The organism is Alkalibacillus haloalkaliphilus (assembly GCF_007991275.1).
Lineage (GTDB): Bacteria > Bacillota > Bacilli > Bacillales > Alkalibacillaceae > Alkalibacillus > Alkalibacillus haloalkaliphilus.
The window spans coordinates 129,194-154,185 of sequence record NZ_BJYA01000011.1 but is presented as its reverse complement, the minus strand read 5'-3'; the positions used below and the strand labels follow the sequence as shown (position 1 = coordinate 154,185).

Annotated in this window: 24 protein-coding genes and 1 other annotated feature (1 of these 25 cut by a window edge); of the genes, 15 read left to right on the top strand and 9 right to left on the bottom strand. The window is 36.6% G+C overall.

Features of this window, described 5'->3' with window-relative positions; genetic code table 11:
* Window positions 1–11 precede the first annotated feature (11 nt).
* Window positions 12–875: a YtnP family quorum-quenching lactonase gene (locus AHA02nite_RS08555; protein WP_146816327.1), complete on the top strand. Its 864-nt coding sequence runs from the start codon at window positions 12–14 to the stop codon at window positions 873–875.
* A gap of 631 nt (window positions 876–1,506) precedes the next feature.
* Here the strand turns inward: AHA02nite_RS08555 and AHA02nite_RS08550 are convergent.
* On the bottom strand, window positions 1,507–1,815 hold the full coding sequence (locus AHA02nite_RS08550; RefSeq protein WP_146816325.1) for a PepSY domain-containing protein: 309 nt from the start codon (window positions 1,813–1,815) through the stop codon (window positions 1,507–1,509).
* A gap of 146 nt (window positions 1,816–1,961) precedes the next feature.
* Between AHA02nite_RS08550 and AHA02nite_RS08545 the strand changes: the two genes are divergently transcribed.
* Window positions 1,962–3,029 (top strand): M42 family metallopeptidase, encoded by a 1,068-nt coding sequence (locus AHA02nite_RS08545; protein WP_146816323.1) that lies wholly within the window; start codon window positions 1,962–1,964, stop codon window positions 3,027–3,029.
* Window positions 3,030–3,086: 57 nt separating this feature from the next.
* Here the strand turns inward: AHA02nite_RS08545 and AHA02nite_RS08540 are convergent, their stop codons facing one another.
* Window positions 3,087–3,527: a YtoQ family protein gene (locus tag AHA02nite_RS08540; protein WP_146816321.1), complete on the bottom strand. Its 441-nt coding sequence runs from the start codon at window positions 3,525–3,527 to the stop codon at window positions 3,087–3,089.
* Window positions 3,528–3,678: 151 nt separating this feature from the next.
* On the opposite strand from AHA02nite_RS08540, the gene AHA02nite_RS08535 reads away from it, so the two are divergent.
* From AHA02nite_RS08535 to murC, 6 genes are all read left to right on the top strand, one after another.
* Window positions 3,679–4,203 carry a hypothetical protein gene (locus AHA02nite_RS08535; protein ID WP_146816319.1) on the top strand — a complete coding sequence of 175 codons (525 nt, stop codon included), beginning with the start codon at window positions 3,679–3,681 and terminating at the stop codon, window positions 4,201–4,203.
* Between the two features lie 21 nt (window positions 4,204–4,224).
* Window positions 4,225–5,247: a PTS transporter subunit IIC gene (locus AHA02nite_RS08530; protein ID WP_146816317.1), complete on the top strand. Its 1,023-nt coding sequence runs from the start codon at window positions 4,225–4,227 to the stop codon at window positions 5,245–5,247.
* 89 nt (window positions 5,248–5,336) lie between these two features.
* The gene (locus AHA02nite_RS08525) at window positions 5,337–6,149 is read left to right on the top strand and encodes a DUF1444 domain-containing protein (protein ID WP_017185898.1); all 813 of its coding nucleotides are present in this window, start codon (window positions 5,337–5,339) and stop codon (window positions 6,147–6,149) included.
* A gap of 5 nt (window positions 6,150–6,154) precedes the next feature.
* Window positions 6,155–6,772, top strand: a complete 618-nt coding sequence (gene ytpR, locus AHA02nite_RS08520; RefSeq protein ID WP_146816315.1) for a YtpR family tRNA-binding protein — start codon at window positions 6,155–6,157, stop codon at window positions 6,770–6,772.
* Between the two features lie 41 nt (window positions 6,773–6,813).
* Window positions 6,814–7,923: a nicotinate phosphoribosyltransferase gene (locus tag AHA02nite_RS08515; protein ID WP_146816313.1), complete on the top strand. Its 1,110-nt coding sequence runs from the start codon at window positions 6,814–6,816 to the stop codon at window positions 7,921–7,923.
* A gap of 262 nt (window positions 7,924–8,185) precedes the next feature.
* Window positions 8,186–9,481, top strand: coding sequence for a UDP-N-acetylmuramate--L-alanine ligase (murC, locus tag AHA02nite_RS08510; RefSeq protein WP_146816311.1), 1,296 nt, complete (start codon window positions 8,186–8,188; stop codon window positions 9,479–9,481).
* A gap of 185 nt (window positions 9,482–9,666) precedes the next feature.
* Here the strand turns inward: murC and AHA02nite_RS08505 are convergent, their stop codons facing one another.
* Window positions 9,667–10,782, bottom strand: coding sequence for an aminopeptidase (locus AHA02nite_RS08505; RefSeq protein WP_146816309.1), 1,116 nt, complete (start codon window positions 10,780–10,782; stop codon window positions 9,667–9,669).
* Window positions 10,783–10,925: 143 nt separating this feature from the next.
* Here AHA02nite_RS08505 and AHA02nite_RS08500 point away from each other — a divergent pair, with 143 nt between their 5' ends.
* The 3 genes from AHA02nite_RS08500 to ytxJ all read left to right on the top strand — a co-directional run bounded on the left by AHA02nite_RS08500 (window position 10,926) and on the right by ytxJ (window position 12,170).
* Window positions 10,926–11,342: a DUF948 domain-containing protein gene (locus AHA02nite_RS08500; RefSeq protein WP_146816307.1), complete on the top strand. Its 417-nt coding sequence runs from the start codon at window positions 10,926–10,928 to the stop codon at window positions 11,340–11,342.
* Between the two features lie 25 nt (window positions 11,343–11,367).
* The gene (locus AHA02nite_RS08495) at window positions 11,368–11,763 is read left to right on the top strand and encodes a YtxH domain-containing protein (RefSeq protein ID WP_146816305.1); all 396 of its coding nucleotides are present in this window, start codon (window positions 11,368–11,370) and stop codon (window positions 11,761–11,763) included.
* A gap of 86 nt (window positions 11,764–11,849) precedes the next feature.
* Entirely contained in the window at window positions 11,850–12,170 is a 321-nt protein-coding gene (gene ytxJ, locus AHA02nite_RS08490) for a bacillithiol system redox-active protein YtxJ (RefSeq protein WP_146816303.1), read from the top strand.
* A 46-nt stretch (window positions 12,171–12,216) separates the two neighbouring features.
* Here the strand turns inward: ytxJ and mntR are convergent, their stop codons facing one another.
* On the bottom strand, window positions 12,217–12,642 hold the full coding sequence (gene mntR, locus AHA02nite_RS08485; RefSeq protein ID WP_146816301.1) for a transcriptional regulator MntR: 426 nt from the start codon (window positions 12,640–12,642) through the stop codon (window positions 12,217–12,219).
* A 97-nt stretch (window positions 12,643–12,739) separates the two neighbouring features.
* Window positions 12,740–14,893 (bottom strand): cell division protein FtsA, encoded by a 2,154-nt coding sequence (locus tag AHA02nite_RS08480; RefSeq protein ID WP_146816299.1) that lies wholly within the window; start codon window positions 14,891–14,893, stop codon window positions 12,740–12,742.
* Window positions 14,894–15,092: 199 nt separating this feature from the next.
* Between AHA02nite_RS08480 and AHA02nite_RS08475 the strand changes: the two genes are divergently transcribed.
* The 4 genes from AHA02nite_RS08475 (at window position 15,093) to motS (ending at window position 19,135) form a co-directional block, all read left to right on the top strand.
* Entirely contained in the window at window positions 15,093–16,172 is a 1,080-nt protein-coding gene (locus AHA02nite_RS08475; protein WP_146816297.1) for a bifunctional 3-deoxy-7-phosphoheptulonate synthase/chorismate mutase, read from the top strand.
* A gap of 350 nt (window positions 16,173–16,522) precedes the next feature.
* Window positions 16,523–17,518, top strand: coding sequence for a catabolite control protein A (gene ccpA / locus AHA02nite_RS08470; RefSeq protein ID WP_146816295.1), 996 nt, complete (start codon window positions 16,523–16,525; stop codon window positions 17,516–17,518).
* 53 nt (window positions 17,519–17,571) lie between these two features.
* Entirely contained in the window at window positions 17,572–18,390 is an 819-nt protein-coding gene (gene motP, locus AHA02nite_RS08465; RefSeq protein ID WP_146816293.1) for a flagellar motor protein MotP, read from the top strand.
* On the top strand, window positions 18,380–19,135 hold the full coding sequence (gene motS, locus AHA02nite_RS08460; RefSeq protein WP_146816291.1) for a flagellar motor protein MotS: 756 nt from the start codon (window positions 18,380–18,382) through the stop codon (window positions 19,133–19,135). The genes motP and motS overlap by 11 nt, the downstream gene beginning before the upstream one ends.
* Before the next feature lie 49 nt (window positions 19,136–19,184).
* Here the strand turns inward: motS and AHA02nite_RS08455 are convergent, their stop codons facing one another.
* The 4 genes from AHA02nite_RS08455 to AHA02nite_RS08440 form a co-directional block, all read right to left on the bottom strand.
* Window positions 19,185–20,357, bottom strand: coding sequence for an acetoin utilization protein AcuC (locus AHA02nite_RS08455; protein ID WP_146816289.1), 1,173 nt, complete (start codon window positions 20,355–20,357; stop codon window positions 19,185–19,187).
* Window positions 20,354–21,001 carry an acetoin utilization AcuB family protein gene (locus tag AHA02nite_RS08450; protein WP_146816287.1) on the bottom strand — a complete coding sequence of 216 codons (648 nt, stop codon included), beginning with the start codon at window positions 20,999–21,001 and terminating at the stop codon, window positions 20,354–20,356. Before AHA02nite_RS08450 ends, AHA02nite_RS08455 begins: the two co-directional genes overlap by 4 nt.
* Before the next feature lie 12 nt (window positions 21,002–21,013).
* Window positions 21,014–21,652, bottom strand: coding sequence for a GNAT family N-acetyltransferase (locus AHA02nite_RS08445; protein WP_146816285.1), 639 nt, complete (start codon window positions 21,650–21,652; stop codon window positions 21,014–21,016).
* Between the two features lie 110 nt (window positions 21,653–21,762).
* Window positions 21,763–24,741 carry a transglycosylase domain-containing protein gene (locus AHA02nite_RS08440; protein WP_146816283.1) on the bottom strand — a complete coding sequence of 993 codons (2,979 nt, stop codon included), beginning with the start codon at window positions 24,739–24,741 and terminating at the stop codon, window positions 21,763–21,765.
* 132 nt (window positions 24,742–24,873) lie between these two features.
* Window positions 24,874–24,992: a binding site (T-box leader), on the top strand; it runs 85 nt beyond the window's last position.

The window sequence follows — 24,992 nt, the reverse complement described above, 5'->3', positions numbered from 1 at the left end:
AGGGTGAGTGTATGGAACAATTAACAATTGGTCAGTTGACGTTAACATGGTTAAATGGCGGTGTGACGCACATGGATGGTGGTGCGATGTTTGGTGTTGTGCCAAAGCCACTTTGGAGCAAAAAATACCCACACAACGACTTGGAGCAAATTGAATTAAGATGTGATCCTATTTTAATTCAAGTAAATAACCGTAACATTTTAGTAGATTCAGGTGTTGGGTTCGGGAAGTTAAATGAAAAGTTAAAACGTAACTTTGGAGTTTTAGAGGAATCTCACGTCGTTTCATCATTGGAAGTTTTAAACTTAACGGTACATGATATTGATACGGTTTTAATGACACATTTACATTTTGACCATGCAAGTGGCTTAACCTACATTAATGATCAAGGTGAGCTTGCTTCAACTTTCCCTAATGCAACAATTGTAACATCAGAAATTGAATGGGAAGAAATGAAGAATCCTAATATGCGTTCAAAAAACACGTATTGGAAAGAGAATTGGGAGCCGGTGCAACATCAAGTTGAAACTTTTCATGGCTCATATGAAGTGTTTCCTGGCTTTACAATGAAGCATACAGGTGGTCATAGTAATGGGCATTGTGTCATTCATTATGATGGTCATGAAGAATCTTTCGTTCATATGGCTGACTTAATGCCAACACATGGACACCAAAATCCACTTTGGGTATTAGCTTATGATGATTACCCTGTTACGAGTGTGCATGAAAAGAAAGAATTGTTAGAAGAAGCATACGAGAAGAATCGGTGGTTTATTTTTTATCACGATGCTTATTATCGTGCAATTCGCTTTGATCAAGAAGGACAAATTGAAGAGAAGTTAGAACGTAAGCGATACGAATATACTAGTGAATAAGTAGAAACCCGAGCATGACCAATATACACGGTCGATGCTCGGGTTTTTTGGGTATAAAATATTTGTTGAGGTAGCTGTACAATTTCACTTAAAAGGTAGGGTGCTTTTAACTAACCGTTGGTATAATGTGAACCGCTCTCGGTGAAAGCTTTTACCTACAGGGAACAAGTATAATATCTGTTTAAACTCCCTACGGTTGTTGTTTAGGCACTGTTTTCTATGCAGGGGGCACGGTTTCAGTTAATTCGGGTGAGATGTTAATCCCAGTCGTTGGGCACAGGGCGTGGTTTTAGCCGAACTGGCGTAGCCTTATCGTACGTCAAATTCAGCTTTGGGAAAAGGATGAGGTTAAAAAATGCATAGGAAAGAATCAACTAAAATAAAATTATGTAGTCACTTTTGTGTTAGGTGAGCTGTATTAAGCGGAATCAAAATGCGTAGACTCCAGCGGGAATAGCACGTGTCTCGAGACCCCACAGGCCCCGTTCTTTGGGCCGAGGAGGCTCGAGCCGTGCCCGCGGAAAGCGAAGCATTTTGATGTAGCGATTATAAATACATGAATTAAAAGGGTAATGTAATAAGTAGATGAGATGTTATAAATATCTACACCACCACATTTGAAATAGAATCATTAGATTAAATAAGAGTCTAGTAATTGACCTGTTGATGCATCAACATAAAACTTATAATGTTGAGTCTGTCCATCAACTGTTCTAGAAATGCCACCTTGATAAGCTATATGTTCTTGCCCGTCTTTTTCATAGACTTCTTTTTCCATTAAGATCCAAGAGCCACTGATCGGCCCATCTTGTTTAAATAGTTCTTTAACGTGCTTTAAAGCGACTTCAGGCACGATCCATTGTTCTTTGATTTTTTTGCCAACATAAGCTCCGACAGTAGCCCCTACGGCTGCTGGTACGATTAGTTTATACCATTTCATGTTTAGACCACTCCAAAATTGTTTGTTTCTTACATTATAAGCTTAATAATCTAGAAATTAAAATAGCTTTCAGCAAACTATGATGGATTAATGTTAATTTTCTGTTAAAATAAATATAAGTAATCTAAAACTTGGAGTGATACATAATGAATCAAGAAACGAAAGATTTATTTAAGACTTTAACGGAACTACCAGGTGCACCAGGTCATGAGCATGAAGTTCGTCAATTTATGCGTCAAGAATTAGAAAAATATTCTGATGAGGTCGTTCAAGACAAGCTTGGTGGCGTATTTGGAGTTCGTCACGGTGAAGGACCTAAAGTGATGGTTGCAGGCCACATGGATGAAGTCGGTTTTATGGTAACGCAAGTAACGAAAAATGGTATGTTACGCTTTCAAACGTTAGGTGGCTGGTGGAACCAAGTCATGCTAGCACAACGTGTACAAGTCATGACTGACAATGGTCCGGTCGTTGGTGTAATTGGGTCAATCCCTCCACACAACTTAACACCAGAACAACGAAAGAAACCAATGGAAATTAAAAATATGTTAATTGATATTGGAGCAGATGATGAAGAGGACGTTAAAAGAATAGGCGTTAAACCAGGTCAGCCAATTATTCCTGTATGTCCATTTACAGAAATGGCTAATGAAAAGAAAATTATGGCTAAAGCTTGGGATAATCGTTACGGTTGTGGATTATCAGTTGAATTATTAAAAGAGTTACAAGGCGAAAAGTTATCTCATACATTATATTCTGGTGCAACAGTGCAAGAAGAGGTTGGACTAAGAGGTGCACAAGTTGCTGCTAATATGATTGACCCAGACATTTTCTTTGCGTTAGATGCTTCACCTGCTAATGATATGGAAGGTGATGAAAATGAGTTCGGTCAGTTAGGTAAAGGAGCATTATTACGTATTTTTGACCGTTCAATGATTACACACCGTGGTATGCGTGACTTTATTTTAGATACAGCTGAAACACATGACATTCCTTATCAATACTTTATTTCACAAGGTGGAACAGACGCTGGACGCGTTCATACTTCAAATGATGGAGTACCTTCAGCAGTTGTTGGGATTTGTTCTCGTTATATCCATACAAGTTCATCTATTATTAATATCGATGACTATGCAGCGGCTAAGGAATTACTAACTAAATTAGTTAAGTCAGTTGATCAATCAACAGTTGATTCTATTAGACAAAACGGTTAAATTAAAAAGAGAGATGAATAGGTCGTTAGTCCCTATTTCATCTCTCTTTAATTATGTTTATTGGAAAGTATAAGCTAGTACATCAATTGCTTGATCGGTTGTTTCAACAGTGACATTCGCTTTATTGGATAACTCTTTTAACGGATGGATTAAAGAGTCAGGACGAATTAGAATTAATGGTTTATTAAGTCCAATCGCAATACCAGCATCCATTGCGGTGTTCCACTGTTTATATGTTTCGCCAAAAAGTGCAATAACGGCATCTGATTTTTGCATCATTAATTCTGTTCTAAAATTATTAATACCAGAAGCGGCATCATCACGGTATAGGTTGTTAGGTTGTTTACCTAACACATTTTCACCTATATCATCAGATAGACTATGATTTTCTTGAGGTCCGTAGAAGTTAATGTTCAAACCTTTTTGTTCAGCTTTGTGTTTTAATTGTTCGCGCCAATCATCATGAATTTGTCCTGCTAAATAAATTGATAAGTTCATTGAATGACCTCCTTACAATTTTTTTGTTATATTTAATAATGAATAGATAGCTAGATTTTGTCAAATATATAAGCTTTATTTTTTAATATAATTGGTAGCGTAAATAGTGTTTAATCAGATAATTACTTTATGATCTTGGGGGGGAAAGAAGTTGAGTTATATTAAAGCTTTACTTCTGATGTTGACTGTTGCTGTTGTAGCAGCATGCTCGCCATCAGCAGAAGAAGCATTTAGCCAAGCTGAAAGTGAAGTGAGGAGTGTCGTCTTATCTTCAGAGGAAATAGAGACCAATTATTCATTTGATAGATTTGATGCCTATAAACCAGATGATTTTCAAGTTACAGACGCGAATCCTCACAATGTCGTTTTTAATGATGGTGGTCAACCATATGTATTATTCGTAAACGAGTTTGAAGCACCTAACAGTCAATGGTTTTATAATCGTATATCAGATGAGGGTGTATATTTAAGAACAATTGAAACTGAAGATGCATTTGCATACATTCATGCGATTGAGCATGGCGATGACCAATACGAGGTTCATTTAGGCATTGGTGGCATAAAGATGTCTACCATCACGAGTCTAAGCCAAGTTGAAGACGATGCGAAACTTATGATCGAAATTATTAGCTCAGTTGAACAAATAGAAGAAGATGAAGGTGAAGATGAAGAATAACTACTGTCGGAGGTTAGTCCTGTGAAAGCATTTTTACAGAAAAAAGGCGTTAATCCATCGTTTCATCAATATTTTATTACCGCATTAAGTTATATGGCATTAGGGTTGTTTGCTTCTTTAATCATCGGTACGATTATTCAGACGTTAGGAAGTGAAGTACCTTTCCTACCTGATGCATTTGTACAAATTGGTGATTTTGCTACTCAGCCAATCATTTATGGTGGTGCTATTGGAATTGCTGTCGCTCATGGTTTAAAAGCACCACCTTTAGTATTATATAGCGCGCTTTTTGCTGGAAGTTATGCAGCAGATATTGGAGGGGGTCCTGCTGGAAGTTTTATCGCAGCATTGCTAGCTGTTGAAATAGGTAAGCTAGTGAGCAAAGAGACAAAATTAGATATCGTCGTCACGCCGTTTGTTACAATTTTAGTCGGTTTTTTTGTAGCCTCATTTGTAGGACCGCCAATTTCAGCCTTTTTGGAAGGTTTTGGTGCGATTATTAATTGGGCAACTGACTTAAGACCATTTTTAATGGGAATGGTTGTTGCTGGCTTAATGGGCCTAGCCTTAACAGCTCCAATCTCTAGTGTAGCGATTGCTGTTATGTTAGATTTGCAAGGTTTAGCAGCAGGGGCAGCGACAGTAGGTTGTGCAGCACAAATGGTTGGCTTTGCTGCAAGTAGTTATCGTGAGAATGGCATATCGGGTGTTGTATCACAAGGGATCGGAACTTCGATGCTGCAAATTGCTAACGTTGTTCGAAAGCCTATAGTTCTCTTAGCGCCAACAGTGGCAGGAATAATCTTGGCCCCCGTTGCAACCGTGTGGCTACATTTAGAAAATAATGCAATCGGTGCTGGTATGGGAACGAGCGGACTTGTTGGACCTATCATGGCATTTGAAACGATGGGCTTTTCATTAGAGTTATTAATAATCTTAATCATGTTGTTGATCGTTGCGCCAGCAATTATTAGTGTGTTTATTTCTGAATTGTTAAGGAAAAAAGGTTTCATAAAAGATGGTGATTTAAAGTTAGATGCTTAATTCTTCACCCCAATAAGCCGTTAGCTTTTCTCGGTCAGTAATACATGGTAAAATAATGGCTAGTGTGCTTCGATAAAGGGGGCAAAATAATGAAAATGACAAGTATTAAAATGAAAAAGAAGCTAGAAGAACAATTTAATCGTGATGAATGGAAGACGATTTTTGATAAAGATCAAGATACATTTAGAGTAGAGTGGAAGCATAGTGGACAAGGTGTAACCATTTCATTACCAGGTGTTATTTCCAAGTGGGAAAACCGAAAAGATGAAGCAGTCGATGAGCTTGTGTCACATATTACAGAAGCATTGAAAATCATGAATGAAGAACAAACATTAGAAGGGAAAGAAAATCAAATCTTTCCTGTCATACGTTCAGGTTCATTTCCGACTGAATCAAATGATGGTGTACCACTTGTGTATACTGAACATACAGCCGAAACAAGAGTTTATTATGCATTAGATTTAGGTAAATCTTATCGTTTAGTTGATGAAGAAATGATGAAAAGAGAAAACTGGGAGTATGAGCGTATACGTGAAGTTGCTATGTTTAATGTGAGAAGACTTCCAACAGACATGAAGCAAGATGAAGTCGCTGGCAACACTTTTTATTTCTTATCGACTAATGATGGTTATGATGCTAGTCGAATCTTAAACGAAGCTTTAATTGAAGAAATGAAAGCGAAAATTGAAGGCGAATTAGCAATCGGTGTACCACACCAAGATGTTATAATTTTTGCTGACATCCGTAACAAAGTCGGTTATGACGTGTTAGCTCAAATGATGATGCAGTTTTTTGCAGAAGGTCGAATCCCAATTACATCTTTACCTTTCTTATATGAAGGTGACCAATTAGAACCAATCTTTATTTTAGCTCAAAAAAAACGTGAAGATGATAAGGAGTAGAGAAGATGCAAGTAGTATATAACCGTGAAGGTATTGGAGATGTATTAGTTTTAACACTTAAACAAACAGAAGAGAAGATTACAACGACTTCTTACGGATCTGTGACACGTATTGCGATTGAAGATACAAATGAACCGGTAGCTTACAATATTTTCGGCATTTCTGATTACTTAGAAGTTAACCGTTATGATCTGCTTAACATTAATCAAAGCTTTGTTGACCAATTAGAGACGATTTTTAAAGAAAATGGACTTGATGAAGAACTTCATATTGATGTATCACCTAAGTTTGTCGTTGGTGAAGTAGATGAAGTGAGTAAACATGAAGACTCTGACAAGCTAAATGTTTGCCAAGTAAATGTTGGCGATGAACAATTACAAATCGTATGCGGTGCTCCAAACGTGGCAGAAGGTCAAAAGGTTGTTGTAGCTAAAGTTGGGGCTATTATGCCGAGTGGAATGGAAATTAAAGATTCCAAACTAAGAGGTGTACCATCAACTGGAATGATTTGTGCAGCTAGAGAGTTAAATTTGCCAAATGCACCTCAAGAAAAGGGGATTTTAGTATTAAACGACCAAGAAAAAGCTGGCGAACCATTTCAAGTGACTATGTATGAAGTGTAATGTTGTTTGATTGATTAATATTAGTGGATGAGGGGTCTACGATGAAAGAATTCGAATTAAAGCAACAAGGTAAAATTAAACGCTTAACAAATAAAACCTTCAAGTTTGATGATCGAATCAAAGACGGTTGGTTCTCAGCAGTATATTTTTTAAAAACAAAGAAAATTGTTGAAGAACACCTTGCTGACAATGTTGTAACAATGCAGTTCTTCCAAAAGCAAGATGCAGTTTTATGTGGTACAGACGAAGCAATTGCTTTATTACACAGGTTTGCCGACAACCCAGAGGACCTAGAAATCTATTCATTACAAGACGGTGATAAAGTTAGTCCATATGAGTCTGTATTAACTGTGACGGGCCGTTATCAAGACTTCGGCTACTTAGAAGGTATAGTTGATGGGATTTTAGGTAGGAGAACGTCTGTAGCGACTAATGTATATGAGGTAGTTAACGCTGCAGGTATTTCTGGTAAACAAAAACCTGTCATTTTCATGGGTGATCGTGATGATCATTATACTCAGCAAGCTGGTGATGGATACGCTGCATATATTGGTGGTTCAACTGCCCAAGCGACTCATGCTATGAATGAATGGTGGGGTAAGCAAGGTATTGGAACGATGCCACATGCTCTTGTTCAAATGTTTAAAGGTGACATTGTGAAAGCCACACAGGCGTATAAGGAAACGTTTCCTGATGATGAATTAATTGCTTTAGTTGATTATAATAATGATGTCATTACAGATTCACTAAAAGTAGCACGAGAGTTTAAAGATGAATTAAAAGGTGTGCGTGTAGATACTTCTAAAAACATGGTTGATAAGTATTTCTTTAGAAATCAACATCTGATGGGTTCATTTGATCCAAAAGGTGTTAATCCCCAACTTATTTTTGCTTTACGTAAAGCGTTGGACGATGAAGGGTTCAACCATGTGAAAATCGTGGCTAGCGGTGGGTTTTCTGAAGAGAAAATTAAACGTTTCGAGTCATTACACGTCCCAATTGATATGTATGGGGTAGGAAGCAATTTACTTAAAATGAAAATCGGCTTTACCGGGGACAATGTGCTTCTAAATAATGAACATGAAGCTAAGCAAGGTCGTAAGTTTTCTCCAAATCCACGGTTAGAAAAAGTTGATTATACGGGCGAATGATTGTGTTTTCAATCATTCGCTTTTTTATGTGGGTTAGCATAATTGGATTACGTGTTTTCATAGGTTTTAAACAGAAGAATTAGGAAATAATATTAGTAATTAGGTTATTATTATCAAATGTAAATAAAACGTAATATAGATGTTATAACAATTGTCAAAATACATACTGGATAATCGTAATAATTCTGCTATAATGAAAAAAGCAATTTCATAAAATAGACATATACTAATAACAGAATGAAGACAAACGGGGGTTCGATTCATGTCGACTTACCATTTTATTGGCATAAAAGGAACAGGAATGAGTGCATTAGCACATATCTTGCATGATTCAGGTAAAGTTGTGCAAGGCTCAGATATTGAAAAAACCTTTTTCACAGAAGAAGCTTTAAGACAAAAAGACATCAGTATTTTCCCATTTAGTGAAGATCATATTCAAGAAGGTCAAATTGTAATCGCTGGTAATGCGTTTAATGACGAACATGAAGAGATCGTTCGCGCTAAACAATTAGGTGTCCCATTTTATCGTTATCATGAGTTTTTAGGAGAGTATATACAAAATTATACGAGTATCGCAGTAACTGGAGCACACGGAAAAACATCGACAACTGGTTTATTAGCACATACGTTAAGTGAAAATGTCCCAACTTCATACTTAATTGGCGATGGAACTGGACGTGGTCGTGCAGACAGTCAATACTTTGCATTCGAAGCTTGTGAATACCGCCGACATTTCTTGGCATATGAGCCTGACTATGCAATTATGACTAATGTGGACTTTGATCACCCAGATTATTTTAAAGATCTAAATGATGTGTTTGCTGCATTTCAAGAAATGGCATTAAAAGTTAAAAGAGGAATTATCGCGTGTGGTGATGATGAGAAGCTTCAAGAAATCCAAGCAAAAGTACCGGTAGTATATTACGGTTTCTCTGATGAAAATGACTTCCAAGCAAAGAATGTCAAAGAATCAGAAGAAGGTACGACGTTTGATGTTTTTGTAAGAGGAACTTTTTTCGATACGTTTATCATTCCAACTTACGGTAATCATAGCGTACTAAATGCTTTGAGTGTCATTGCTTTATGCGACTATGAGAAGTTTTCAACAGAACAAATTAAAAGGATCTACACTTTTGAAGGAGTTAAGCGCAGGTTTACTGAAACACAGTGGAAAGATGGCCAAATCATTATAGATGATTATGCACATCATCCAATTGAAATCGACGCAACGATTGATTCTGCGCGTAAGAAGTATCCGAATAAAGAAGTCGTCGCTGTGTTTCAGCCACACACGTATACGAGAACACGTAAATTTTTAGATGAGTTTGCTGAAAGTTTATCTAAAGCAGACCACATTTATCTATGTGATATATTCGGTTCGGCACGTGAAAAGGTCGGTAACTTAACGATTAGTGATCTACAAAAGCGAATTGAAGGCTCAGAAGTCTTACCAGAAAATAACACTGAAACATTACAACACCATAAAAACAGCGTTATTTTATTTATGGGTGCAGGTGATATTCAAAAGTACCAAGAAGCTTTCAAAGCTTTAGCGTAATTAAATGAACCAGCTAGTGAACTTATAAAAGTGCTAGCTGGTTTTTTGTTGTTGCATGCAAGGGTTTATCGGCGTTCGCGGGAGTGTTATCAGCGCTCGCAGCAGATTTATCAGCGATCACAAAAATTTATCAGCGCTCCACTCAAAAATAAAAAAGGGAGTGAGCCTCAGCTCACTCCCAATCATTATGCTTTTAATTGATCGGCATTTAGTCCTTCTAATTCCGGAATGACGAAACGGCCATCTTTTCGAATTAGTTCACCGTCGAAATACATTTCGCCGCCACCGTAGTCTTCACGTTGAATATTAACCATATCCCAGTGAATGGAAGAATCATTCCCGTTATAGGCATTTTCATAGGCTTGTCCAGGTGTGAAGTGGAAACTACCATCGATTTTTTCATCGAATAAAATGTCTTTCATCGGGTGTTGAATATAAGGATTGATCCCAATTGCAAACTCGCCAATATAACGTGCACCTTCATCTGTATTAAACACTTCTTGAATTCGTTTAGAGTCATTCGCTTGCGCGTCGACAATCTTACCATTTTCTAATGTTAACTGAACGTTTTCATATGTGAAGCCTTGGTAAGGTGAAGGTGTATTATAAGTAATTGTTCCGTTTACTGAGTTTCGAACTGGTGCCGTATACACTTCACCATCAGGTATGTTCATTTCTCCTGCACACTTAATGACGGGTATATCTTTAATAGAGAATGTTAAGTCAGTACCAGGGCCAGTAATTTTAACTTCATCAGTTTCTTCCATTTTCTTAACTAAAGCGTCCATAGCTTTATTCATTTTCTCATAGTCTAATGTACAAACATTGAAGTAGAAGTCTTCAAAGGCTTCTGTACTCATTTCTGCTAACTGAGCCATTGACTCATTTGGATAACGTAGGACGCACCATTTTGTTTTTGGTACGCGGATCTGTCTATGAACATTCATAACAGTTTGGCCAAAGATTTTATTCTTTTCGCTTGGTACATCAGAGAGTTCATTAATATTATCACCAGAGCGAATGGCTATGTAAGCATCCATGTCTTCCATAACAGTAGCTTCGTATCGCTCCCAAGCTTGCATTTGTGTTTCATTTGCACCTTTTAGTAGTGTGCGCATAATCTTAGGATCTTTTAATTCTACAAATGGGTGTCCACCTGCTTCGTATGCTTTTTCTACAATGGCAGCTACTAGCTCTCTTTGAATTCCTGTATTTTCGATTAAAAGCTTTTCACCTTCTTGAAGTTTAACAGAATAGTTTACGAGCAAATCTGCTAGTTTATTAATACGTGGGTCACGCATAATTCGTTCCTCCTCTACAAAGCGTTGTATGTTATGATACCATTATACTTAAATAAGAAAATAAATTCACTAATAAGTTTGACAAGAATAAAATCCGGGTATAGATTAAATATAATAAGTATTAATGGAAGGGGCTGAATCAGTTGAATTTATTACATATTGCTGCACTTATCGCTGCTATTGCTTTTGCTATCGGATTTATTGTACTTGTATATTACATTGTAACCACATTAAAGTCAGTTAGACGTACGTTACACCATACGGCGAACACGATGGAAGGCTTCGAGAAACAAATGGAAGGCATTACGAAAGAAACCGAGTTGTTATTAAATAAAACAAACAGACTCGCAGAAGACATAACAGGTAAAACTGAAAAAGTAGATGTTTTATTTGATGGGATAAAAGGAATAGGATATACTGTGAATCAATTTAATGATTCATTACAGAAATTGTCTGATGAATTACAGGAACAAGCTAATGAACATGCCGCCCAAACTTCTCAAACGATTAAATGGGGAGAGGCTGCAATTCATTTGTGGAAGAAATATAAAGACAAATAAAACAAGGGTCTAAGGAGGAATTGGAATGAGCGAAGAAAAACAAAGAACAGAAGAGAACATTAATAGTAAAGACTTTATGATTGGTACATTAATTGGTGGTATTGTCGGAGCATCAGTTGCATTATTATTTGCACCAAAATCAGGTAAAGAACTAAGACATGATATTAATACAGGAGCACAACAAGTTAGAGAACGTGCAGATGAGTGGAAAGACGTAGCTTATGAAAAAGGTACAGAATTCCAAGAACGTTTTTATGAGACTAAAGAACAGCTTCAAGATAAAGTGAACGAACTGAAAGATCAAGCATTAAACGAAGGCGAAGATGTTGCACAAGATATCGCTGATGCAATTGAAGAAGCAACAGAAGAATTAGAGCGCCAAGAAGCAAATGAACTGTATGAACGCTCTCAACAAGGATAAATATAATAAGGGTTGTTAGTTGACAAAACTAACAACCCTTTTATATTTTAGTTTTAGTGAGACAAAAAAATTAGGGGGCAACAATCATGACAGTAAAACAAATTACGGCTCAAGATGAGTTAAAGAACATATTAGAACAAGAAGAAGCTTTATTACTTAAGCATAGTTTAACTTGTCCTATTAGTAGTGACGCTAAAAATCAATTTGAGAAATTCACTGGACAAACTGAACTACCGGCTTATATTATTCATATTCAAGAGAATCGAGAACTTTCAAGCTTAGTTGCAGAACACTTTGATATTAAACATGAATCACCACAAGTGTTTTATATTAAAAATGGCGAAGTTAAATTCCATGCTTCTCATTTTGATATTACAGCTAAGAAGTTAGAAGAAGTAACAAAATAAGCATACAAAATAGACGCCAATATGTGCTGCACATATTGGCGTCTATTTATTCTTTATTACTATTGCGTTCTTGAATCGCCTGTAACGCTTTTAAACGCTCAGAGTCCTCTTGGAAGTATTCAACTAAGTCACCTATTCTGAAGATACTATCCCAACTTAAGTGATGTTCAATTCCTTCCACTTCTTCATAAATACTATTTTCTTCCGTACCGATAATTTCAAGAAACTGTTCTAACAATTCATGTCGATAGACTAACCGTTTTCCGATCTTTGTACCTTTATCTGTTAAAACAATCCCTCGATATTTTTCATAGTGAAGATAGTCTTTTTCGTCTAATTTTTTGACCATTTTCGTAACAGACGATGGGTGGACAGATAGACGTTCAGCTATATCTGAAGCTCTCGCATATCCTTTTTGATCAATTAATATGTATATTTGTTCAATATAATCTTCCATACTAGGAGTTGGCATGTTGTACCTCCAAATGAATAGTTCATTACCTATTATTTTAGCAAACAAAAGCCGATAGCAAAAGTTTTTTCCTTAAGCTATCGGTTTTATAAATTTGTTATGAATGTGATTGAGTCATTTCTACCCATTTAATATTTAATTGATCTCCGTCAAAAATTGGTTCTGTAAAGCCGACCTCTTCGCCATTTCGATATAACTTAAAGTGTTTACCTTTTGTCTCATTCATATCAATATCGATAAAACGAAACAAGTCTTGGAAAATAAATTGTTGTTCATGTTGTTCTTTAACCTCGATTTGATCATTTGGATGAATTAGTGCGTCTGTGCTCAATGGTTGATCTTGACGAGTGATCGTTGATAATTGGTACGATAGATTAACTGGTTGACCATCATATATAACGGTTATAGAATCTTGTAAATTAACTTCTAAAAGCTCTAATAAATCATGCACTATAATATGATCAGTTAATTCATAATTAATTTGGTCAAAGTCTTTAATCGTTGTATCAAGTTGTGCAGGCTTGGCGTTATGATATAACGTTAACATTTGATCCTTTATGAAGTGACCTTTACCGTTCACCTTTATTTTAAAGGGGTGCACCTTTTCATGTATGCTAGAGTCAACGTGTTTTAAAAGGACATCTTGAACTGTTGTTTTCGGTTGCCAGTATATTTCGTCACCATCTTGAAGTAAATCACCGAAGTTAGCTATACGACGATTTAACTTTACTTCTTGTGGCATCTTTATTTTTTCATTATTAAGTCGAATCGTTAGGTCTTCTAAAGGTCCAGTTAAATCTTGGACTGTAACGTTAGGTGTTTCACCATCTTCACCTCGTATAACTTCGATTTCATCACTGTGAGAGATGGAATCTTGGATTGAGGCTAACTTTCCATTAATCTTAATCGTTGGTGCAGTTCCATATGTTCCTGGAAGTGTGATCGATTTGCCGTTAAATGTAACGACGATTCCCATACCTGGTTTTCCGTAAAGTTTTTTAAGTTCTATTCCAGCTGCAAGTAAGCAATCACCAATCGTTAACTGCTTAATATCGAATAATCGGACCATTCGTTCATTAACCGTTACACTGATGTAATGGACTGGACTTTGTTGTGATGCAATAGCAATCCCAATAGGTGTTACATATTCAGGACTACTTGGTAACTGCTCTTGCCCTTTTAAGTCTTTAATTGCTTCAATGCCACGTACTGCTACTCTATTTGTAGGTAGTTGTAGCTTTTCTGCTATGAATTTTGTTAAATTTGGTGTTAAACTACCGCCACCAACTAACATAACCGCTTGTGGTGACTGCTTGTTAAGCTCAATCACTTGGTTACATATAGAATCAGCTAATTGATCGACTGCATACTGAATTTCTTTTGTTGCATCTTCAATTGAAACTTCAGAAGTGAAGCCTAATATATCTTCAATTTCCATTTTATTTTCTTCTACTAATTGCCTTTTTGCTTCTTCTGCCTGATGGAAGTCTAGTAAATATTGTTGACTTAATGCTTCTGTAATTTCATCTCCAGCTTTAGGAACCATTCCATAAGCAATAACCGTTCCATCCTTTGTGATCGCTATGTCACTCGTTCCAGCACCGATATCAACTAATGCAACGTTTAATTTTCTCATAGATTGTGGGATCAATACTTGAATTGCGGCAATTGGTTCTAATGTTAAAGCTTGCATTTCTAATCCAGCTCGTTGTAACGCTGACAATAAAGACTCGACAACAACTTTAGGAAGGAAGGTCGCGATAATATCCACTTGAGCTTGTTCACCTTGTTGGTCGATTAACGAGCCGATCTCTTGTTCATCTAAGTGGTAATGTAAAACTGAATAACCAACACAATAGTATTGTGTACTAGAGGCTTCTTCCTCCTGTTCAGCTAGTTGATATTGAGCTTGTTGTACCGCTGCTAATTCTAAATGAAATATATCATCAGATGTCATTAACGGTTGTTCGGAAATGTTAACTGTAACAGAACTATTCATTGTCTTTAAAGCACGCCCGGCAGCTGCAACGCACACTTCATTTAGTGTGCCATGCTTGGCTTCTAGTTCATTTTTAACTTCTTGAATAACATCTGATACAGCAATAATATTATGTATTTGTCCATCTACCATAGAACGTTCTTTATGCTCGCGTGAAACCATATCAATAACACGATAGACATCATCTTCTTTTTGTAAGATTAGACCTACGACAGTACGTGTTCCAATATCTAGTGCAAATAAATGGTTCATACTAGACCACCTCTTTATTAAATACAATATTCAAAGCTTTAAGCTGAGAGAATGACAAGTCTTCAGTCGTTCGATATAATGATTGTATATTATCACTTTGAATCGTTGAATTTAGCGAATTTTGTATAAAAATAACGTAATTAAGGTTAATGTACCATAAAAGTTAACGTATATAAACTAAATTTGGAGGCACGCTTTCATGAGTAATCATTTAGATCAATTAAGAGAAGAGCTCGATCAAGTTAATATAAAAATTTTAGAACTAATTAATGAACGTGGTCGTCTCGTTAAAGAGATTGGTGACATTAAAACATCTCAAGGAATGAAAGCATATGATCCTGTAAGAGAGCGTGAGATGTTAAATCATATTGTAGAACAACATGAAGGCCCTTTTGAATATTCAACTATTGAGCATTTATTTAAAGAAATTTTTAAAGCGGCTAAAGAACTACAAGAGGATGACTATCAAAAAACGTTGCTCGTCTCTCGTGAGAAAAAGCCTACCGATACGGTTGTTAATGTAGGTGATGTATCAGTTGGGAATGGTCAATCTCAATTCGTAATGGGACCATGTTCTGTCGAATCTCAAGCACAAGTAGACACAGTGGCTAAATCTGTGAAAGAGCAAGGTGTTAATATTTTAAGAGGTGGTGCATTTAAACCACGTACTTCTCCTTATGACTTTCAAGGATTAGGAGAAGAAGGTCTTAAAATATTAAGAAATTCTGGTGATCGATACGGCTTGAAAGTTGTAAGTGAAATTACGAATCCTAAAGATATCGAAGTCGGTTCACAGTATTTAGACATTATTCAAATAGGCGCACGCAATATGCAAAACTTTGATTTATTGAAAGAAGCAGGCAAAGTGAACAAACCGATTCTGTTAAAACGTGGATTAGCGGCTACAATTAACGAATTTATGAATGCGGCGGAGTATATTGTTTCACAAGGTAATAGTGACTTAATTCTTTGTGAAAGAGGTATTAGAACATACGAAACAGCAACTAGAAATACGTTAGATATTACAGCAGTACCTGTATTAAAACAAGAAACTCACTTACCAGTTATGGTTGATGTGACTCATTCTACAGGGCGTCGAGATCTACTTTTACCTGCGGCTAAGGCAGCGCTAGCAGTAGGAGCTGATGGTGTGATGGCAGAAGTACATCCAGACCCAGCTGTTGCTCTATCAGATTCACAGCAACAAATGGATATCCCAACGTTTGAATATTTCATGGAACAATTAAAACAACCTAATGTAACAGCTCATAACATATAAATAGTTTTGTTTAAAAAAGGTCGTAGCGTAGTATACACTTCGATCTTTTTTGTTTTGTAGCCAAACATTTATTGAACCTTGAACGTTTTTCTTTTATAATTGCATAATTGTTCGGCCGTTTTGGCGAGTTTAATGGTGTTTAACGAAATGACTATGCGGTTAGAAAATTCAATGGAATAAGTTCAATTAACGTTATGAATGGACTATGTTTTCATGTATAATAAGAGAAAATTATGGATTTCATAAACATGAAAAAATAGGAAAAACTATTATTATATGTTGACTATTTTAGCTCTGTAAAGCCTTACAGAGCTTTACTAAAAGTTTATTTTACAAGGAGTCGTTGAAAGATGGGTGTAACAATATACGATGTAGCCAAAAAAGCTAATGTATCAATGGCAACAGTATCTCGAGTAATTAATGGAAACACAAACGTAAAACCGACAACTAGGCAGAAGGTGTTAGATGCTATTAATGAGTTAGGGTTTAGACCGAATGCCGTTGCACGTGGTTTAGCAAGCCGTAAAACGACATCAGTTGGTGTTATTATTCCTGATATTTCGAACCTTTTCTTTGCAGAACTTGCACGAGGTATTGAAGATATAGCATCAATGTATAAGTATCACATTATTTTAAGTAGTTCAGATCAGCAGAAAAATAAAGAGCTTGATTTACTTGATAATATGTTAGAAAAACAAGTTGATGGTGTAATTTTTATGGGGTCATCAGTTACAGATGAACATATTGAAGTATTTAAACGTGCTAATGTTCCCGTCATATTGGCAGCTACGGTTGATGAATCTCAATCATTAGCTTCAGTTAATATTGATTACTACCAAGCAATGAAAGAAGCGGTTCAGTTTTTAGCTGAACATAACGATGAAGTAATTGGCTTTGTCACATCTCCATTGAATGCAACAATTAATGAAATGAAAAGACAAGGTTATGAAGATGCATTGAGTGATAAGGGATTAAATTTTAATCAGGATTTAATTTACGCTGGTGACGATAGTTATAATTCTGGAATTGAAGCGGCTAATTATTTTCTAAGCTTACAAAAACGTCCAAAAGCAATTATTACGTCTTCAGATGAAATGGCGCTTGGTGTTATTCATGGAGCGCAAGACCAAGGTGTTAAAATCCCTGAAGAAATTGAAGTGATTGGTTTTGACAATACGAGGTTAGCTAATATGGTTCGACCGACTTTAACAAGTGTTTTACAACCGATGTATGATATTGGTGCTGTTTCAATGCGTTTACTTACAAAATTACTTCGTGGTGAAGAAATTGAACAAGAACAAGTAACATTACCTCACAGAATTGTAGAAAGAGACTCAACAAAATAAAAAATATGTCGATATTCATGGTAGACAGGTTAATAGAAATAGGGTGAGAGGTAATGAAAAAAAGAGATTTATTAACACCGATTGGAATAGCCCTTGGTGCAACCATGATTTTGTTTGGAATTTTCTTTAATGACGGAATTTCAGGTGTCAGTTCATTTGTTCAAGTTAGTTCATTTATCGTTGTAATCGGGGGATTGTTAGGAGCATTATTCGTTAACTTCAATCTTAATGAGATGAAGCTTTGTGCTAGAGTTTTTAAAGAAGCATTCAAAGATGATGATTACAACCTTAAAGAATTAATTCAATTGTTCATTTCATTATCTGAAAAAGCTAGGCGGGAAGGGCTACTAGCTTTAGAAAGTGAAGTTGAACAACTAGATGATCAATTCATTAAAAAAGGCGTGTACTTGGCTATTGATGGTATAGAGCCTGAAGTAATTAATGACATTATGAATGCAGAAATTGCAGCAATGGAAGAACGCCATAATAAAGGGCGGTCCATTATTGAAAAAGCGGGTGAATACGCGCCAGCTTGGGGAATGATCGGTACTTTAATTGGTTTAATTTTAATGCTTAACCATTTAGATGACCCAGGTACTATTGGTCCGAGTATGGCCGTTGCCTTATTAACAACTTTCTACGGAATGCTTCTAGCAAACTTGGTTTTCCTTCCAATAGCAGGTAAATTAGTTTCTAGAACGGAAGAAGAAGTGTTCATGAAACAAGTAATTGTTGAAGGTGTTTTAGGCGTTCAATCTGGTCAGAATCCGAAAATTTTAGAGGAAAAATTAAGTGCATTTTTGTCAAGTGAAGATTTGAAGGAAAAGAATCAAGAGGATTTTGAGGCAGAGGAGATTCAAAATGAAACCTAAAAAAAGAGCGCAGCCTAAACGTAGTGCTCCTATTTGGATGGTTACATATTCTGATATGGTGACATTAATTTTAGTGTTTTTTATTTTACTATTTTCAATGTCACAGATTGATGCAGTGAAATTTAATGCTGTAGCTGAATCTTACAGACAAAATGTTATTTTTGACTTTATGCCTTCTGCTGTTCCATTAGAAGATCCAACAGACTATGAAGAAGGTGATATGCCTGAAGAAGATGAGGACGAGGATGTGGCAGAAGAGGAAGAAGTCACCGAAGCAGAGGATCAGGAAAACTTAGAACAATTGTATGAAGAAATTCAAGATTACTTAGATGAACATGAGTTGAATGATGTTATTACAGCGAGCCAAACTGATCGTGGTGTCGTTTTAGTTTTACAAGAAAGAGTGTTATTTAGTTCGGGTGAAGCTGAGCTCATTGATGATTTTCTACCATTTTTAGATAAAGTTGCAGTACTGTTAAATAATATTCCAAATGATGTAGAAGTCGAAGGGCATACAGATGATGTGCCGATTGATACTTACCGTTTTCCATCTAATTGGGAACTATCTACAGCAAGAGCTAGTAGTGTTATACGATACTTTATTGATCAACACAGCTTAGATCCGACGCGCTTTCAAGCTACAGGGTTTGCTGAGTTTAAACCAGTCTCAGATAACGCAACAGAAGAAGACCTACAAAGGAATCGTCGTGTCGAAGTAATTATATTAGAATTAAACCAGGACTAACAAATAATAGACCGATTAACTGTTAAATAGTTAATCGGTCTATTTTAGTTTACAACATATATTTTTGTTCATTGCGTATAGGTTCGAGTAACTTATTAACGAGAATTGCATTTTTCTCCGTAATCTCTTCTTTTCTTGGAATCGGTTCATAAATACTGGATTCATCATGCCATGTTGTCGGTAAATTGACAGGGCTCTCGTTTTGCCACTGATCAAGCCAGCGTTTTGGAACTGAGCCTGAGAATGTTTTGCCATGGTTATTAGCTACAGACCAAATTTGCGCCCATGCTCTAGGTACGACTCGCCAAATATCATAACCACCACCACCTAATGCAACCCATTTACCGTCACAATACTCATTAGCTAATTGATAAGCTAACTTTGGAATTCCTTCATAAATTTCCATCGTACAACACAAATGAGATAACGGGTCATAGACATGTGCATCTGCGCCGTTTTGAGTTACAATTATATCTGGCTTAAAGTGTTCTGTAATTTCCGTTAGAGACTCTTTATAAGCGTTCAAAAATGACTCATTTTCAGTAAAAGCATCGATTGGAATATTAAATGACGTTCCGTAACCGTCGTTGTGTCCACGCTCATTAATGTTACCGGTTCCAGGAAATAAGTACCTACCTGTTTCATGAATCGATAAAGTACAAACGTTTGGGTCATCGTAAAAAATCCACTGCACACCATCACCGTGATGGGCATCTGTGTCGACATAAAGTACTTTGTAGTCAAATTTCTCACGAATATATTGAATAGCAATAGCCGCATCATTATATATACAAAAACCAGAAGCTTTACGGCGGAATCCATGGTGCAATCCGCCACCAAGGTTTAATGCTCGTTTAGTTTGACCACTTAATACGGCATCTACAGCTGTTAATGTGCCTCCGACTAGCTGGGCTGCAGCTTGGTGCATATCTTCAAAGATCGGCGTATCTTCTGTTCCTATTCCATACTCTAAACTCTCTTCTTGAGCTAGTTTATTATCACTAGCTCGTTTAACAGCATCAATATACTTTCTGTCATGCACTAGAGCAATCTCTTCATCTGAAGCAACTCTAGGTGTTATAATTTGTTGATCATTTAGAGCATTCATAGATTTTAGTAAATCATATGTTAGTTCTACACGTTTTTGATTAAAAGGATGATTATCACGAAATTTATAATTTTTGAAGGCTTCAGTATAGACAAAAGATGCTTCATTAGTCATTTCGAAAGCCCCGGTATGTTTGGCCATATAACTTCATAGCCATGTTGTTTTAGTTCATCAATTAACGGCATAGGATTCATGGTCTGAATGCGTAGAACGATAATTTTTTCGTGATAACTATCCTGATACGGGTAAATAAAGACTGATGATATGTTTGTATTTCGATCACTTATAATTTTTGTAACGTTAGGTAAAACACCAACTTTGTTTGGTACTTTAACTTCAATTTGTGAGCTTTGTTCATGAATCCCTGTTAGTTGAATTAGACGATAAAGTAAGTCTTTTTCTGTAACAATACCGACTAGCTGATTGTTTTTCGTTACAGGGACACATGCAATTTCATGCTCATAAAATATCGTTGCTATATCTTCTATGAAATCTAATGGATGTACTGTAATTACTGGTGTTGTCATTATTGATGAAACTTCATGCTGTAAGATCTGTCTGTTTTGGTTTTCTTCAAGAATTGATGGTGCTGCATCTCGAATGTCACGGTCTGACAATATTCCTACTACTTGTTCATTTTCACTAACGACAGGAATGTGCCTAATCTTATGTTTGTTTAGTAGTTCTAATGCTTCTTCTATACGATCATTTGAATTAATTGTTACAAGTGGTTCTGACATAATTTCTTCTACTAACATAATCTCACCTCACTATAACCAGTAATCGTTTCGCCCCATAAAACGAAGGGAATCAAACGTTTTAACTGAAGATTTGGGTACGTTTTTGCCAATTCGAACGAGCAAACAATTGGCAGGGTGTGAAATAATCTCTGGATCATCTGTGGACATTGGCTTAAGTCCACCTTTTCCCATCATCTTCTCCATAATTTTTCGATATTCCCACACGTTAAGTCCTGTTGATTTCATATCCCAATGCCAATAATATTCAGTTGTAATAATAATATAATTCTCCATTTGTGGGTCTTTCATGGCTACTTTCAATATAGAAGAACCGACACTCATACCACGGTATTCATTCGATACTTCAATGGCACCTAGTTCAATTAAGTCTTCCATTTTTATTTCTGACCACCGCTCTAGTGGATCAGGGTGCAAAAAAGTAGCATACCCAATTATTTTGTTCTCATCTCGTGCCACAACGACACGGCCTTCTTCAAAATCAGCAATTGATTTGACCGCTTCATATTGTTTTTTCGGTGGACGAAAAGCTGTAAGGCCCTCATCGAAATAATAGTCGTCTAACTGACTTGAAGTTAGTGGACCTTCTACTATGACGGATTTTCCGTCTTTTTTAATTGTTTTTTGATGATATATTTTTGGATGTTTCAATGGGACACCACCTAAAAATCATATATATCAACATTATAACATGGAATAAGATTGGACTAATATATATAAAAGCCACTGATTTAAATAATCAGTGGCTTAGAAAGTCTTATCTATTCATCATTTTCATCGTCGTCATCATCTTCACCGTTTTCATCGCTATCATCGTTATCTTCATCTTCGTCTTCGTCATTATCTGAATCATCTTCATCGTCGTTGCCATCTTGTTCATCACTAGCTTCTTCGTCTTCCTCGTCATCCTCATCGTCTTCTTCACGAGCTTCATCGTTTTCTTCCTCTTCTTCGTCCTCTTCATCTTCAATTGTACCGTAGATGATCGAGTCAGATAATCCAGATTCGTGACCATATAGGCTTACAGATGATACAGCGTATGCATATCCTTCTGATGGTAAATCATATTCTGTTTCAGTTGTATGACCAACCTCCTCAAAATCACCATCTTCTTCATCTGATATATAGATACGGTAACCAATCACTTGACCGTCAGCTTGGCTCCACGTAAGTGTGCTACCTGAAGTTGATAGGTTGCTAGGAGAGTCAGGTGTTCCGTCGTCTTCAAGTTCATCATCACTAGCAATCATTAAGTCAGACCAATCACCACTACCTAATACATCTTCAATGTCAACTGGATTAGACCAGCCAGAGCCTAGACGGTATGTTGATCCCCAACCAAGTTGATCAATAAAGTCTTGGTCAATCGACATTCCTTCGCTTGTGAATTCTTCAGGTGTTTCTTCAACAGCCGCAAAACGTTCGCCATCAATTTCTACAAAACGGCCTGTCGTGAAACTGTCATCCTCTTCTGAAGGAGCATGTTCAATGTTGAATAAATCGGTTTGGACTAAACCTAATTCTTCACACATATCACTTGGTAAATTTCCAGATAGTGCACAATAGCTTCTAGACACGATTCCTCCTGGCGTTGAAAAACGGTCACTTGGTGTGACAAGATCCGATTCAACATCAGCAGCACCGTTTACGAGTTCTGACCAGAATCGTAAGTTATTTGAGCTATAATTATCTTGATTAAGGGTTAATTGGGCTCTGTTTTCATCATTATGTCCATAATATCCCATCCAAGTACCTACAGTGATGTTAGGATTAGAGGCGACAAACCATGCATCTTCAAAGTTATCAGATGTACCAGTTTTTCCAGCCCAATCTACACCAGGATTATTTAAGAAGTTATTAATACTAGTGGCTGTACCGTTATTAATAACATCTCGCATCATATCGATCATTAAATATGATGTTTGAGGTGAGAAGACTTCCTCTTCTTCAGGTTCATGTTCATATAAAGTTTCTCCGTCACGGTTAACAATTTTATCAATCATGTAAGGTTCTACGTAGTTACCTTCATTAGTAAATGTAGCATAAGCAGCAACATTTTCTTCGACAGTTAAATATGGAGAACCACCCAGTACGTTGGAAGGTACATTTTCACCACCAGAGATTCCCATACCATCTAAAAATCTTGTTGGGTTACCATCTTGTTCAATAATATTTATCATTAATCTTGCTATTGGAATATTATCAGAATCAGCTAAAGCTGAGCGTGCGTCAACGAGTCCACTAGGTTGACTATAATCAATAAAGTTAGTTGGTGACCAAGGACCACCACTAGCATGATATTCAAATGAAACATCCAATAATGGAGAACCAGGTTGAATCATACCTAATTCCATACCTACTGCATAACCGAACAATGGTTTCATTGTACTTCCAGGTGGGCGTGTGTCACGGGTTGCGTTATTAACCTCACGACGTTCAAAATCCCTTCCTCCGACGAATCCTAAGATTGCTCCAGTGTTATTTTCCATCATAAGTGCTCCAGCTTCTACAGGGACTTCTTCTTCAACTCTTTCACCTGTATCTGGGTCTTCATAGCGAATAGTCTGTGTTGTTCCGTAATTTTCATAAGCATTTTTAATCTCTTGGAATCGATCATGAATATCTTTGTTAATCGTCGTATGAATTTCTAAACCATCATGTCTTAACTGATGACGAGCTAAATCTTCATAGTGGCTTTCTGTAGCACCAACATTTTGGTACTCTTCTAAGTCACCAGCTTCTTCGGCTAGCTTTTCAGCAAGTATCTCTGTGGCACGCTTTTCTACTTCATCACCAACCCACGGATATTCATCACGAATTGATTCTCTTTTATCTGTAAAGTCACCAACGAGATCATATTCTAACGCTTCTTCATATTCTTCTTCAGATATTTTTTCAGCGGACAGCATACGGTTTAAAACGGTTTGCATACGGTTTAAGCCAGGCTGTAGTTGTTCTTCTTCTTTAATAGTACCACCAACTCCATATGGTGTATAAGCATAAGGGCTTTGCGGTAAGCCAGCGATATACGCAGCTTGTGGTAAGTTAAGCTCATCAGCATCAACGTCAAAAATACCTTGTGCTGCAGCTTGAATACCAGCTACGTTTCGTCCAGTTGAATCACGTCCAAATGGCACGACATTTAAATAAGCTTCTAAAATGTCTTCTTTTTCAAAGAAGTTTTCCATACGAAGTGCAATGAAAATTTCTTCCGCTTTACGTTCAAATGAAACTTCATCTGATAAAATTTGGTTTTTAACTAATTGTTGAGTTAGCGTACTACCACCAGTCTGGGTAGCTGCACCTGTAAATTCTTGATATAAAGCGCGCATAATCGCTTTAGGTACAATACCGTCATGTTCTTCAAAGTACTCATCTTCTGTTGCAATCAAAGCATCAATAAATACGTCAGCAACATGCTCTGTTTCAATTTCTTCGCGGTGGATGTCACCACGTACAGGACCTAAGTATACGTCATTAGCAAAATAGATATCAGATGTTTCTTCATAGTTATAAACCATCTGCTCCATTTCTTCAGCTTCACTTACTTCAACATCTTCTACAAGGGATGCCATGTATCCTAATCCTAATCCACCTGCAAAAAATGCCGCTATTAGACCAATGATTAGGAAGAATAGTGCGACATTCCATACAATATCAAGTGAAATTCTATTAATCTTAGGGAATTTACCACCTTGGAAAAATGCAAGGAATCTATTTTTTGAATTATTATGACTCATTTCCGAACCTCCTAAAATATCGACTATATTATAGCACAGATTAATTAATAGGCATATTGTAAATATTCTTTTAAAGTTGCATTTTTATTGAACTTATGATAAAAATAAATATCATAAAATGAAACGTGAATACGACATGCAACGAGTAGTTGAAGTAGGACTATGTCCAATGCAACAGAGAGCTAGTGGTTGGTGGAAACTAGTGCAAGGCATAGAACGAATTACGACTAGGAGCATTCTCTTGTAAAGAG

Bases quoted from the DNA above. Each gene is read 5' to 3' on its own strand.
- AHA02nite_RS08555 (WP_146816327.1), top strand. From the start codon at position 12: ATGGAACAATTAACAATTGGTCAGTTGACGTTAACATGGTTAAATGGC.
- AHA02nite_RS08550 (WP_146816325.1), bottom strand. From the start codon at position 1,815: ATGAAATGGTATAAACTAATCGTACCAGCAGCCGTAGGGGCTACTGTC.
- AHA02nite_RS08545 (WP_146816323.1), top strand. From the start codon at position 1,962: ATGAATCAAGAAACGAAAGATTTATTTAAGACTTTAACGGAACTACCA.
- AHA02nite_RS08540 (WP_146816321.1), bottom strand. From the start codon at position 3,527: ATGAACTTATCAATTTATTTAGCAGGACAAATTCATGATGATTGGCGC.
- AHA02nite_RS08525 (WP_017185898.1), top strand. From the start codon at position 5,337: ATGAAAATGACAAGTATTAAAATGAAAAAGAAGCTAGAAGAACAATTT.
- ytpR (WP_146816315.1), top strand. From the start codon at position 6,155: ATGCAAGTAGTATATAACCGTGAAGGTATTGGAGATGTATTAGTTTTA.
- AHA02nite_RS08515 (WP_146816313.1), top strand. From the start codon at position 6,814: ATGAAAGAATTCGAATTAAAGCAACAAGGTAAAATTAAACGCTTAACA.
- murC (WP_146816311.1), top strand. From the start codon at position 8,186: ATGTCGACTTACCATTTTATTGGCATAAAAGGAACAGGAATGAGTGCA.
- AHA02nite_RS08505 (WP_146816309.1), bottom strand. From the start codon at position 10,782: ATGCGTGACCCACGTATTAATAAACTAGCAGATTTGCTCGTAAACTAT.
- AHA02nite_RS08495 (WP_146816305.1), top strand. From the start codon at position 11,368: ATGAGCGAAGAAAAACAAAGAACAGAAGAGAACATTAATAGTAAAGAC.
- ytxJ (WP_146816303.1), top strand. From the start codon at position 11,850: ATGACAGTAAAACAAATTACGGCTCAAGATGAGTTAAAGAACATATTA.
- mntR (WP_146816301.1), bottom strand. From the start codon at position 12,642: ATGCCAACTCCTAGTATGGAAGATTATATTGAACAAATATACATATTA.
- AHA02nite_RS08480 (WP_146816299.1), bottom strand. From the start codon at position 14,893: ATGAACCATTTATTTGCACTAGATATTGGAACACGTACTGTCGTAGGT.
- AHA02nite_RS08475 (WP_146816297.1), top strand. From the start codon at position 15,093: ATGAGTAATCATTTAGATCAATTAAGAGAAGAGCTCGATCAAGTTAAT.
- ccpA (WP_146816295.1), top strand. From the start codon at position 16,523: ATGGGTGTAACAATATACGATGTAGCCAAAAAAGCTAATGTATCAATG.
- motP (WP_146816293.1), top strand. From the start codon at position 17,572: ATGAAAAAAAGAGATTTATTAACACCGATTGGAATAGCCCTTGGTGCA.
- motS (WP_146816291.1), top strand. From the start codon at position 18,380: ATGAAACCTAAAAAAAGAGCGCAGCCTAAACGTAGTGCTCCTATTTGG.
- AHA02nite_RS08455 (WP_146816289.1), bottom strand. From the start codon at position 20,357: ATGACTAATGAAGCATCTTTTGTCTATACTGAAGCCTTCAAAAATTAT.
- AHA02nite_RS08450 (WP_146816287.1), bottom strand. From the start codon at position 21,001: ATGTTAGTAGAAGAAATTATGTCAGAACCACTTGTAACAATTAATTCA.
- AHA02nite_RS08440 (WP_146816283.1), bottom strand. From the start codon at position 24,741: ATGAGTCATAATAATTCAAAAAATAGATTCCTTGCATTTTTCCAAGGT.